The 12091-nt window shown below is 40.4% G+C and carries 9 protein-coding genes and 2 pseudogenes; 5 read left to right on the forward strand and 6 right to left on the reverse strand.

Translation table 11 applies throughout. From position 1 onward, the window contains the following. Window positions 1-645: pseudogene (locus tag RM545_RS10255) on the forward strand (phytoene desaturase family protein); the annotation flags it as partial. Window positions 646-656: 11 nt separating this feature from the next. On the opposite strand, the pseudogene RM545_RS10260 reads toward RM545_RS10255, so the two are convergent. Beyond that, window positions 657-803 (reverse strand): annotated as a pseudogene (locus RM545_RS10260) (IS1595 family transposase); the annotation flags it as partial. Window positions 804-1085: 282 nt separating this feature from the next. On the opposite strand from RM545_RS10260, the gene RM545_RS10265 reads away from it, so the two are divergent. After that, window positions 1086-2300, forward strand: coding sequence for a site-specific integrase (locus tag RM545_RS10265; protein ID WP_168025996.1), 1215 nt, complete (start codon window positions 1086-1088; stop codon window positions 2298-2300). 211 nt (window positions 2301-2511) lie between these two features. Here the strand turns inward: RM545_RS10265 and RM545_RS10270 are convergent, their stop codons facing one another. The 5 genes from RM545_RS10270 to RM545_RS10290 form a co-directional block, all read right to left on the reverse strand. Then, a complete protein-coding gene (locus RM545_RS10270) occupies window positions 2512-2808 on the reverse strand; it encodes an amino acid permease (RefSeq protein WP_168025995.1) in 297 nt (98 codons plus the stop codon). Between the two features lie 119 nt (window positions 2809-2927). Beyond that, a complete protein-coding gene (locus tag RM545_RS10275) occupies window positions 2928-3152 on the reverse strand; it encodes a GDCCVxC domain-containing (seleno)protein (RefSeq protein ID WP_168025994.1) in 225 nt (74 codons plus the stop codon). Between the two features lie 20 nt (window positions 3153-3172). Beyond that, entirely contained in the window at window positions 3173-4519 is a 1347-nt protein-coding gene (locus RM545_RS10280; protein ID WP_168025993.1) for a dihydrolipoyl dehydrogenase family protein, read from the reverse strand. Between the two features lie 15 nt (window positions 4520-4534). After that, window positions 4535-5143: a mercuric transport protein MerTP gene (gene merTP / locus RM545_RS10285; RefSeq protein WP_168025992.1), complete on the reverse strand. Its 609-nt coding sequence runs from the start codon at window positions 5141-5143 to the stop codon at window positions 4535-4537. A gap of 1 nt (window position 5144) precedes the next feature. Continuing rightward, window positions 5145-5516: an ArsR/SmtB family transcription factor gene (locus RM545_RS10290; protein ID WP_168025991.1), complete on the reverse strand. Its 372-nt coding sequence runs from the start codon at window positions 5514-5516 to the stop codon at window positions 5145-5147. A 273-nt stretch (window positions 5517-5789) separates the two neighbouring features. On the opposite strand from RM545_RS10290, the gene RM545_RS10295 reads away from it, so the two are divergent. From RM545_RS10295 to RM545_RS10305, 3 genes are all read left to right on the forward strand, one after another. Beyond that, window positions 5790-6182 carry a hypothetical protein gene (locus tag RM545_RS10295; protein ID WP_168025990.1) on the forward strand — a complete coding sequence of 131 codons (393 nt, stop codon included), beginning with the start codon at window positions 5790-5792 and terminating at the stop codon, window positions 6180-6182. Between the two features lie 93 nt (window positions 6183-6275). Further along, window positions 6276-10751, forward strand: a complete 4476-nt coding sequence (locus RM545_RS10300) for a CusA/CzcA family heavy metal efflux RND transporter (RefSeq protein WP_168025989.1) — start codon at window positions 6276-6278, stop codon at window positions 10749-10751. Between the two features lie 30 nt (window positions 10752-10781). Beyond that, the gene (locus RM545_RS10305) at window positions 10782-12023 is read left to right on the forward strand and encodes an efflux RND transporter periplasmic adaptor subunit (protein WP_168025988.1); all 1242 of its coding nucleotides are present in this window, start codon (window positions 10782-10784) and stop codon (window positions 12021-12023) included. Window positions 12024-12091 lie beyond the last annotated feature (68 nt).

Below are 12091 nucleotides of genomic sequence, written 5' to 3' on the forward strand. Positions count from 1 at the left end.
TTGGTGCCAAGGCCAGTAATACACCGGCATTTTACAGTTATAGGAATTATGCAGACTTTGCTCTGGGCACGTGGCATCCAAAAGGAGGCATGTATGAGGTGATTAAAAGCATTAAAGCGCTTGCAGAATCGCTGGTCCATACAAATGCTTCTGTAGAAAAGATCAACCTTACGGGAGATTCAGCTACCGGCATTGCGATAAATGGAAAGGAAATAACATCTGAAATTGTCCTTAGCGGGGCAGACTATCACCACACCGAGATCTTACTTCCGGAATATAAAAGACAGTAACCGGAAAAATACTGGGAGAAGAAAATTTTCGCGCCTTCTTCCCTGCTTTTCTATGTTGGTTTTGACAAGAAAATTAAAAACGTTGCACACCACACCTTGTTTTTTCACACAAATTTTAAAAAACATGCCGATGCTATTTATGATAATCCCAGGTGGCCGGAGAATCCTCTCTTCTATGCCAGTTTCCGTTCTGTTACAGATGTTGAGAATGCTCCAGAGAAAAGAATCTGGTATATTTTTAATTCCGTTAGCACCGGGAATTGAAGATACACCAGAATTAAGAGAAGCGTTTTTTCAAAAAATCCTGGGCCGCTTTGAAAAATTAACAAAGCAGGAAGTAAAAAATAATATTATTGAGGTCAGTAGTTAGTTACATATAATTTGCTTGTGATACACTTTATCCTTGTTGACAATTTTAGTTATTAAATTATCAAAGATTGTTGCCTTACTCTTTGAGCGGTTGATCCTAATACAGAACTCATTAAAATATCTATTGATATTAAAATTACTAACCTCAATAAAAATAAAAAACCCCGTAAACAGTGAAGTTTACGGGGTTTTAGTTTCATTTGTTATACAAAAAGTACTCGAGGCGGGAATCGAACCCGCACTTCCGAAGAAACTGGATTTTGAATCCTGCGTTTTTAATGATAAATTAAACTAATTATACTTATAAACAATTGATTAACAGAAATGTAATTTTTATTAATTTCATTTGATATGGTTTAAAATCAAAGTTTGTTGTACCTATGTTGTACCAAAAATGATTATCTTTATAGTTCTAAAATCAAAGAGGTGACGTCAAATGCAAAAATAGTACTCAGAAAAAAACCCAATAAAGAAGGACTGTATCCACTGGCGGTTCGTATTACAAAGAATCGCCGTTCAAACTATCATTATATAGGTCATTATATAAATTTAAAAGATTGGGATGAGAAAAATATCCGAGTTAGGAAATCACATCTGAATGCAGATAGTCTCAATGGCTTATTAACCACTAAACTTTCTGAAGCTAATAAGATGCTAATTGATTTGCAATCGGGGAAAAAGGATATATCAGCTAATCAAATAAAACAGAAACTGTATGCCTCTTCTGAATCTATTACTTTCTTTGAGGTTGCAAAAGATTTTCTTGATGAACTAGAAGCAAATAAGAAATTGTCAAGACTCTCTACCGATAAGGCTCGCGTTAACCACGTATTGAACTTTTCCAAATCAAAGCAGCTTACCTTTCAGGAAATAGATGAACAATTTTTAAGGAAATTTAAAATCTACTTACGTAAAAAACACAGCCTATCAGAAAGGTCAATAGTAAATAATCTTATAGTGATTAGGACTATCTATAATAGAGCTATTAAATTGGATATAGTAGATAGAAAACTCTATCCCTTCGGTTCTGATAAAATACGAATTAAATTCCCAGAAACCGAAAAAATAGGTCTAACCAGAAATGAGGTCATAAAACTTGAATCCGTTAAAAATCTGAATGAAAACGAAACTCACGCTCGAAATGTTTGGCTTTTTAGTTTTTATTTTGCTGGAATTCGAGTAGCTGACGTATTGAAAATTCGCTGGAGCGACATTTATGATGAAAGGCTTCATTATCGTATGAATAAGAATTCAAAATTGTTATCCCTTAAAATCCCCGGTAAAATATTTCCGATTTTGGAATACTATCAGGACAATAAACAAAATGATGATGATTTTATATTTCCTGAAATGAAAAAGGCAAATTTAAAAGATGCCAAAGATGTCTATGCTAAAACAAAAACAGCCAACAAAAAATTCAACAAATATTTGTTATCCGTTGCAGAACAGGCCGAAATATCAAAAAAAGTCACAATGCACATAGCACGACATACCTTTGGAAACATATCAGAGGATAAAATTCCGATCAATATGCTTCAAAAACTATATAGGCATTCATCAATTACTACCACAATAAATTACCAATCTAACTTTATGCATAAAGATACCGATGAGGCATTGGATAGTGTGATTAATTTCTAAATAGATATTCACACCGAAGGCATTTCAAATGCATGGATAAGCAATATTTGTGATAAAAAAGACACTGCTACTGCTATTGACACTTATGAAGAATTAAAAAGCATTACCACAATGTTGGCAAGTACATTGGCGGGTCTGATCTGGTTTTATGATAGTCCTGAAATTACCTTTATCGTTAGTGGAACAGGGGTTGTAATTGCTATAGTATATTTTATGTGGATGCCATACAGAAGAACGCTGCAAATGCTGTAATTGTGCCTTTCCCGTAGGCCTTTTTCAGGAACATAGCTATCCCCCCTGCGGAAGGATAAGCATCGGCCATTTTAATATATGAATAAGCACTAAATCCCGAAATTACTCCACCCACTATAAATGATAGTGCGAAATATTGTCCGGAGAGTTCAGCGATTTGCCCCAGAAGGGCAAAAATACCTGCTCCAATCATTACTCCAGTACCCATAGCAACGGTATTGCCAAGACTAAGGCTTCCTTTCTTATAATCACTCATAAAACAATTTTTAAATAGAACATCACTTCAATAAAATCTCTTGATTTTGACCTATAGGTATTTTTTAAGCGCTTTTACCTATTCTTATATCCATGAGCCATCTTTTTTATTGTAACTTTTTAGCAATAATTAGAAAACCCGCAAGTATTATTTTGTTGGATAGGAGGACAGGGTACGCTGCCATAAGAACAGAATACACAACAATCACCCTCTTTGGGTTTTAAAACCTCTTTACATTGCTCGCATTCATAAAAGAACTGGCAGGCATCTGTAGGCATTTCTTCTGTCTTGGAATGTCCGCAATCTGGACAAGTTATAGTTGATTCAATTATAAAGGAATTCATTTTTTTATTTTTTTAATTAATCATACCATATATACAACATCTGAACTTGATGAAGGATAGGTTAAGATTATGGTTTTTAAATCTTTGGAAGTAAATCCGGCTTTTATAGCCATGGCAAATAAATTTATAATTTCCTCGGCGTGAGGGCCAATGAGATGTGCTCCCAAAATTTTTCCGGTTTCTTTCTCGATGAGAGTCTTATAGGCATAGGTTTTCTCGTTGATCCTTTTTGCGGTAAACCAGTCGGGAACACGATCCTTGTTTACCTTAAAGTTTAAACCTTTTTTAACAGCTTCTTCTTCAGAAAATCCTACCGAAGCCATTGTGGGCAGTGTAAAAACCACAGTGGGAATGGCGGTATAATCTGGTTTTTTAATGTTGCCTTTTAATATATTGGATGCTACAATATGTCCTTCCATAACTGCAACAGGTGTAAGGGGAATACCATCTGTATCTGCTGCATCCCCGGCAGCATAGACATTTGGATTAGTGGTGCTTTGCAAATATTCATTCACTTCAACTCCTTTTTCACCAAAGGCAACATTGGCTTTTTCCAGGTCCATATCAAAAATGGCAGGAGACCTTCCTGCAGAATTAATCACCTGCGCCGCCTCCCATTTCTTTTCCCCGCTTTCACCTTTTCCGGTCACGCAAAAAGCCCCATTCGCCTTTTCAATCGCGGTAACATTGGTATTCAAAACTAGTTGTATACCCATTTGTTTGGTAGCTTCAGTTAATTGATCTACTATGAAAGGATCAAAATTTTCAAGCGGTCTTCTCCCTTTGTGAACGATTGTCACTTTGCTGCCAAAACGGGCAGCCATATGTGCAAATTCAAAAGCGATGTACCCACCGCCAATAAACAGCAAAGAGGATGGCAGGAACTGGAAATTCAGAAAATCTGTACTGTCCATAGCGTACTCCTCCCCGGGTATTTCCAGCTCTCTCGGTTTTGCACCCGTGGCTATTATAATCTTTCCGGCTTCTATAGTTTCATTTCCTACCTGCAATTGAGTTTCAGAAATAAATTTTGCTGATCTATGAAAGGTATCAATTTTGTTTTTTTCGTAACTTTTTTCAATTTTAGGCGGCATAGCATCCACAAAATCCTGTTTAAATTTCATTGCTTCCTGCCAGTAGATAGCTGGTACTTCAGAAATTTGCTTCTCGTGTAGATTATCAGCCAAATGTTTTACTTCAGTAGGGCCGAGCATGATCTTTTTGGGATCACATCCACGAAGAGCGCAGGTACCACCATAGGGCAATTTATCTGTGATTCCCACCCTAAGCCCTTTAGAAGCACATTTATTGGCAATATTCATTCCTGCCATTCCGGAACCTATCACAAAAACATCATAATTTTTCATCTGGTTCTTTTTAAGTTACTTATCAACTACCTTATAACCGGTACTGCTTATAGCACTAATAATTGCAGCCTTATCTACTTTTGTTTTGTCATATTCGACTACCGTATTGGCATTTTCATAATTTGCCTTTACCGAAATAATGCCATCAAGTTTATTGACTTCATTTTCCACAGGGGCTTCACATCCTGCGCAGGTCATTCCTTCTACAACAAATACCTCCTTAACAATATTTGATTGTGAAACATAGACTATTTCCTTGGTAGGTTGGCTGTAAAATACTTCGGAGTAAGTGGGAAAAGCCAGCATGAGCCCTGCAAATAATGTTACAATCAGTAAAAACTTCTTTGACTGCAGAAATGTTGGTTTTTCATCTTCTGCACATCCGCAATCACTTTCAGCTTCTTTTTTAGATCTTAGTTTTTGATACCAGGCCAGGCCCAGAACTAAAACCGTGAGCGCAATTAAATACGGCCGGAAAGGTTCCATCCACGAAAAGGTAGTAGCCATTCCACTCGTGCCCACGACCAAAGCAAGAACTGGTGCAATACAACATAAAGATGCTGCTGTTGCCGCTACTACACCGCTTAAAGCAGCTTTATTGGATCTATTTTGAGATGCATCCATTTTAAGCGGATTTTCTTGATGATTTAATTGAACTCAAAATGTTATCCAGAACCTGGGTTTCAGAATTTACCAGCGAATAATATAAAGTTTGCCCCTCCCTTCTGGAGACAATAAAGCCGGCGTCTTTAATTTTTCGAATATGTTGCGAAATCGCCGGCATACTCATTTTTAAAATGTCTGCTATATCACAGGGACATAATTCCTTCTCCATGTTTAAAAGGAAGAGAATCTTTAAACGCACCTCATTACCGGCAATAGAAAGGAGTTTTGTCATCTGCTGGAAACCGTTGTCCAAACTTTCAATTGTTGCCTGACAATTCAATAGCTGTGTATGGTTAGCTTCAGCACGTGTACAGATTATTTCAAGTTTCATAAAAAATTTTAAAGCTGCTAAGATATAAATTATTTATTATTTAAGCAACTTATTAAATATGATAGAGAAATAGTGTATTATGTTGATATTCATCCCGCCAAATTTCTTCCAGGAATTACCTCAGTTTAATCCATTCTAAAAACTGGTTTAATATCTGATTTCTTCCGCTCAAATGGCCGCAGGCATCGGTTTTAAATTTTCATTTCAATTCGCTAAATATTAGAAGTTCTACTTTTGCACTTCTGTTGCATTTAAATTTTTTATCTTTGTAATGTGAAAATTCTAGCAACCACTTTTTTATCCGTCATTTTCTTGTTCCAATCTTCGGGACCAGTAACGGATTGGTGCTGTGAACTACTGAAAATACCAAATCTTGTTGAGCATTATAAAGAACAATCGGCAGATACCGGTATTACTTTTTTTGATTTCATAGATTATCATTATGGGGATCAGAAAAAATTTCCGGGCCACGAGAAGGATAATCATGATGGTGAACTTCCATTACAAGGCAACCACTCGTGTTATCATGGCATGGCCTATGTTGATTCGCCGAATCTTGAAACCTATTCCTTAGGAATTCCAGAAGCAAAAACTAATTCTTTATTCTACCAACCTCCATTTTCCTCGGCCAGTTTAGGTACTATCTTTCAACCACCCCAAGTTTAATTTAACTTTTGTGATAGGATAATTATATCCTGACGCCATTGACTTCTTTAATGGCCATCTCATCTATTTACGTTGAATTAAATTCTATTATTAATGATTAACAAAATTATAGCATTCTCTATAAACAACAAGTTTATAGTAGGACTGCTAACATTGGCACTTATAGGAGCCGGAATATGGTCGATGATGACCGTGAACCTGGGTTCAGTTCCTGATATTACAAATAACCAGGTACAGGTGATTACCCAATCTCCCAGCTTAGGTACTGAAGATATTGAACAGTTTGTCACTTATCCGGTCGAACTGGCAATGGGTAATCTCCCCGGGGTGACTGAATTACGATCTGTTTCCCGCTTTGGACTATCCGTGGTAACCATCGTCTTTGAAGATGACATGGGAACTTATTTGCCCCGGCAGCTGGTTCAGGAAAAATTGACAGAGCTGCAGGAAACCATTCCCGAAAACTTTGGTAGCCCAACTATGGGGCCTATTTCCACCGGGCTGGGACAGATTTATGAATATACCATCCAGCCACAACCAGATTATGAAGAGGAGTATACTCCTACGGAGCTCCGAAGTATTCAGGACTGGATTATTAAGAGACAGCTGACACTCCTTGAAGGTGTTGTAGAAGTGAATTCCTTTGGAGGATACATCAAACAGTACGAAGTAGCTATTAGTCCTGAGAAATTAAATGCGCTGGATGTAAGCATCTCCCAGGTTTACGAGGCCCTGGCCCGGAACAATGTAAATACCGGGGGAGCCTACATTGAAAGGAACAGAATGTCCAACTTCATTCGGGGAGAAGGCCTGATCCAGTCTTTAGATGACATCAGGAAAATAGTGGTTACCAATGAAAACGGGATTCCTGTTACAGTTGGAAATATTGCCGAAAAAGTGAGTTTCGGAAGTCAGGTGCGTTATGGTGCTTTTACTCAGGATGGAGAGGAAGCTGTGGGCGGTATTATTATGATGCTGAGGGGCTCAAACCCCAATGCGGTAATACAGAGGGTCCAGGAAAGGATGGCGGAGGTAGAAGAATCCTTGCCGGAAGGACTTGAAATAAGGCCCATCATTGACCAAAGCGCCCTTATTGGAAGAACAACCGATACCGTGACTAAAAACCTGTTGGAAGGTGCTTTAATCGTAATCTTTGCATTGGTATTCCTATTGGGGAGTTTGCGTGGGGGCCTCATTACAGCCACTACCATTCCGCTGTCCTTGCTCTTTGCCTTCATCCTGATGAAGCAGTTTGGGGTTTGGGCAAATTTAATGAGCCTGGGGGCCATTGACTTCGGGATAATTATTGATGGGGCGGTTATTATTATAGAAGGTGCCGTTTATGAAATCCATAAAAGGATCAAAGCCGGAAAAGTCAAATTTAATCAGGCGGTCATGGATGAGGTCGCTTACGATTCCGGAAGCACTATGATGGGGTCGGCATTTTTCGGCCAGGTTATCATCCTTATTGTGTTTACACCCATCTTGTTCCTAACAGGAGTGGAAGGCAAAATGTTCAAGCCAATGGCCTATACTTTTGGTTTTGCAATGATAGGTGCCATTATCTTGTGCCTTACCTACGTTCCTATGATGACGGCATTGTTTATGAAGCCGATTGAAAACAAGAAAAACTGGTATGGCAAGTTAGAACGCTGGCTGGAAAGAGTCAGTGATAAAATCATTGGTGGCATTCACCGTGCTTACCTTCCGCTCTTAAAAGCTTCCCTCCGCCTCAAAGCTGCGGTGATCATAGGATCTATTGTTTTATTGGGGGCTGCAGGCTATGTTTTTTCCGCGATGGGGGGAGAATTTATTCCGCAGCTGGATGAAGGGGACATTGCCATGCAAGCTTTAATCCGTCCAGGTAGTTCATTAAATGAATCTATTGAAGTCTCTAAAAAAATTGAGACCTTACTTTTGGACAACTTCCCGGAAATAGAGACAGCAACAGCCCGAATTGGGGTGGCCGATATTCCTACTGATCCCATGCCGATGGATATAGCAGATATGTACATCATACTCGAAAAAGACAGGGACAAATGGGTTTCTGCTGACACAAAAGAGGAACTCATTGAACAAATCCAGGACCTACTCAATAAAAACCTCACAGGTGTCAACCTTGTTTTTACCCAACCTATAGAGCTAAGGTTTAATGAGCTATTGGAAGGGGTAAGAGAAGATATTGCGGTAAAACTCTATGGCGAGGATTTGGAAGTTCTATCCACTAAGGTTCAGGAAATGGCAGAGATTATTCAAACTGTACCCGGAACAGGAGATGTAAATGCAGAGAGAACTTCTGGTCTCCCACAAATGACGGTACGCTACAATCGTGACAAGTTAGCACAGTACGGGCTGGAAATCGAAAAAATAAATGAATATATAAATACCGCTTTTGCAGGTGGAGTGGCAGGAGTGGTTTTTGAAGGAGAAAGACGTTTCGACCTGGTAGTGCGCTTTGATGAAGAGCACCGACAGAGTATTGAAGATATACGGACTTTATACATTGATCTGCCTAATGGTACCCAAGTCCCGATTAATGAAGTAGCTGATATCAGCTTTGTTCCCGGGCCAATGCAAATTTCCAGAGACGACACCTATCGCAGAACATACGTTGGGGTAAATGTGAGGGGCCGTGACGTAGAGTCGGTTGTGAATGATATTCAGGCAAAACTGGGTGCCGAACTGGATTTACCTCCAGGTTACTACATTTCTTATGGCGGTGAGTTTGAGAACCTTCAAAATGCCAAAGACCGCCTGATTATTGTGGTGCCTATCGCTCTCTTGCTGATATTCGTGCTGCTGTATTTTGCCCTGGGCTCATTCTCGCAGTCTATCATGATTTATATGGCCATTCCATTAGCGGCCATTGGGGGTGTTTTCGCCCTGTGGCTCCGGGACATGCCCTTTAGTATCTCTGCAGGTGTAGGCTTTATCGTGCTCTTTGGAGTGGCAGTACTTAACGGTCTGGTCCTGGTGAATCGCTTTAATTCATTAAAAGAAGAAGGCGTAACCAGTATCAAAGACCGGATTTTTATGGGTACGAAAGAACGAATCAGGCCGATCATGCTTACAGCGGTAACAGATATTTTAGGATTTATGCCAATGGCATTTTCTTCTTCGGCCGGTGCAGAGGTGCAGCGCCCTTTAGCAACCGTGGTTATTGGAGGTATGCTTACAGCTACCCTTCTCACCCTTGTGGTGTTGCCAGTCCTTTATACTTTAATAGAAAATATGAAAAACAGAAGAAATAGTAATAACAATAATGGCTTTGCACCAGCCCCTGCAATAGTGGTGGCATTGCTTTCTGTCGGAAGCCTCTTAGGATTTAGCACCCCTGCAGAGGCACAGGAAAACAGTTCTTCACAGAAAAATTCTCCGGCTCAGGCTGAAATAATTGTCCAACAGGATTCTTTGCCAGTCCTCTCGTTAGAAGAGGCCAAGGAACGGGCAATAGAGGCTTTTCCGAGAATAAGAGCTGCTGCCCTGGAGATAGAAAGTCAGCAGGCTTTAAAGAAAACGGCCTGGGACCTTGGTAATACCCAGATATTCACCGGCGCAGAAGAAATTAGCGGTGGTTCGAGTAATGCTGATCTTGGTGTCTATACACAAATTGGGGTTCAGCAACAGAATATCGACATCTTTGGTATTGCGCCACGCCTGAAGTTGCAGAAGGAAAGGGTGGCCCTGGCAGAAGAAGCCCTTGATCTTTCCATTCTTGAAGTAGAACTGGAGGTAAGTCAGGCCTGGGCGTCGGTATATGCTGCTAAAAATGAGTATGAGACCTTATACAGTCTGGATTCAGCCTTTACCGATATTGAGAGAGCTGCACAGATCAGGTTGGAAACAGAGACAATCTCGAGACTTGAATACCTGGCTACGGTAAACCAGGGCAATGAAGTTGAAATACAAAAAGAGCAGGCCTATAGGGATTATCTTGGAGCCTTGCAGCGATTCAACCTGTGGTTTGCCAGTGACACACTTTACACGGTACCTAATGTTCCTGCCGATCAGTTTGATGAGCCCATTAGCGGATTACTGCAACCCCTTGGGAACCATCCCCTGCTCAATGTGTATGAACAAAGGATAGAGGTGGCTGATGCAACCCTAAGGGAGAGGCGATCGCAGTTTCTTCCGAAATTTCAGGCGCAGTACGGCAGGCAGAAAATTGACGGCCAAACCGGCTTTTATCAATATCAGGTAGGGATCAGCATTCCTTTGTTCTTTGGACCTGAATTGGGCAGAACACAATCAGCAAAAATAAACCGCGAAATAGCTGAAGCTAATTTACAGCAGACGCAGTTTGAGCTAAAGACAGCTTATGCTGAGGCACGCGAAGAATACCTGAAGTGGCTTAATTCCTGGACATACTATCAGGAAGAAGCGCTACCCTTGGCCAGAGAACAGCGGGCAGGGGCCATCATCGCTTATCGGGAAGGAGCAATTGACTATGTGACTTTCCTGCAAAACATACGCGATGCCGTACGCATAGAAGTGAATGCCTGGCAGGCATTGGGCAGCTATCTTGATAGCCGCTCCCAACTCGAATATTATATAAATACTTCAGAATAAGATAATTAATTAATAGACAAAGATATAAAAATGAAAAAGCACATTATAAAACTGTTCACATTGCTCATTACGGTAAGCTTTCTTTCAGCCTGCAATGGCGGAGAAGGCAAAGGTACGGAAGAAGCGTCCCCTGAAGCTCAGGAAGAACATTCTGCAGAAGAAGAAGGAGGTCATGAAGAAGGAGAAGAAGGAGGAGGAATGGGTGAAGTGCATCTTTCCAGTCTCAAGTTCAACAGTTTGGAAATAAAAGTGGACACCCTGCCCACAAGGCCCATTTCCGATATAGTAGAAGCTACCGGACAACTGGAAGTCCCACCACAATATGAAGCTACAGTAACTGCTTTTATAGGAGCCAATATAACTTCTATTGAGGTCATTGAGGGGGATCAAGTAAGCAAAGGTAAGGTACTGGCATATCTATCCCATCCTAACCTCACCAGGTTACAAACCGATTATATGACAGCTTACAGCCGTTTGCAGAACCTGGAGCAAGAATTTAATCGTCAACAAAGGCTTTATGAACAAGAAGTAGGTTCAGGCAAACTTTTTCAACAGGCACAGGCCGATTATCGTGTTGTGCAGGCAGAGGTTCAAGGGTTTGAATCACAGCTCAGGCAGTTAAACCTTAATGTTGCTGGCATACGAGAAGGAAATATTGTCGAGAATGTTCCTGTAGTCAGTCCAATAAAAGGGAGCATTGAAGATGTAAGTGTGCAGGTAGGACAATATGTTGATCCCCAAACCGAGCTATTCGAAGTGATCAACGCCGAACATGTGCATGCAGATTTAATGGTCTTTGCCAAAGATGTATATAAAGTCAAGGAGGGACAAAAGGTCCTGTTACAAATGGAATCAGTGCCCGGCCAGACTTATACTGCTGAAATTTATTCTATCGGCAAGAAATTTGAACAGAATCCCAGGGCTGTCCACGTGCATGCAGAGATACAGGAAGATTCAGAAAACCTGGTACCGGGCATGTACATCAACGGCAGGATCGTTACGGGCACAGGAACAGAAGTAACAGCCTTACCGAAAGAAGCAATTATTGAGGAAGAAGACAAATCCTACATCTTTATTGCTGAAGAGCACGAGGAGGACGGGGAAACCGAGTGGTCTTTTAAGCCGGTGGAAGTGGTGACAGGAGAAGAAAATGAAGGATGGGTGGAAATTAAATTATTGCAACCTTTACCTGAAGGTGCAAAGGTGGCGTGGAACAATGCTTATTATTTGATAGCAGAAATGAAGAAGAGCCAGACTTCTCACGGTCATTAAATTAAAAACTTAAATGGATGGGCTCTCTGTATAATGTTTGTCTTAATTAGTTAACCCAGAGGGTTCAT

The sequence above is a fragment of the Autumnicola lenta genome (assembly GCF_031846515.1).
Lineage (GTDB): Bacteria > Bacteroidota > Bacteroidia > Flavobacteriales > Flavobacteriaceae > Autumnicola > Autumnicola lenta.

Excerpts from the sequence above, each read along its gene's own strand:
- RM545_RS10270 (WP_168025995.1), bottom strand. The coding sequence starts at position 2,808 with ATGAGTGATTATAAGAAAGGAAGCCTTAGTCTTGGCAATACCGTTGCT.
- RM545_RS10275 (WP_168025994.1), bottom strand. The coding sequence starts at position 3,152 with ATGAATTCCTTTATAATTGAATCAACTATAACTTGTCCAGATTGCGGA.
- RM545_RS10280 (WP_168025993.1), bottom strand. The coding sequence starts at position 4,519 with ATGAAAAATTATGATGTTTTTGTGATAGGTTCCGGAATGGCAGGAATG.
- merTP (WP_168025992.1), bottom strand. The coding sequence starts at position 5,143 with ATGGATGCATCTCAAAATAGATCCAATAAAGCTGCTTTAAGCGGTGTA.
- RM545_RS10290 (WP_168025991.1), bottom strand. The coding sequence starts at position 5,516 with ATGAAACTTGAAATAATCTGTACACGTGCTGAAGCTAACCATACACAG.
- RM545_RS10300 (WP_168025989.1), top strand. The coding sequence starts at position 6,276 with ATGATTAACAAAATTATAGCATTCTCTATAAACAACAAGTTTATAGTA.
- RM545_RS10305 (WP_168025988.1), top strand. The coding sequence starts at position 10,782 with ATGAAAAAGCACATTATAAAACTGTTCACATTGCTCATTACGGTAAGC.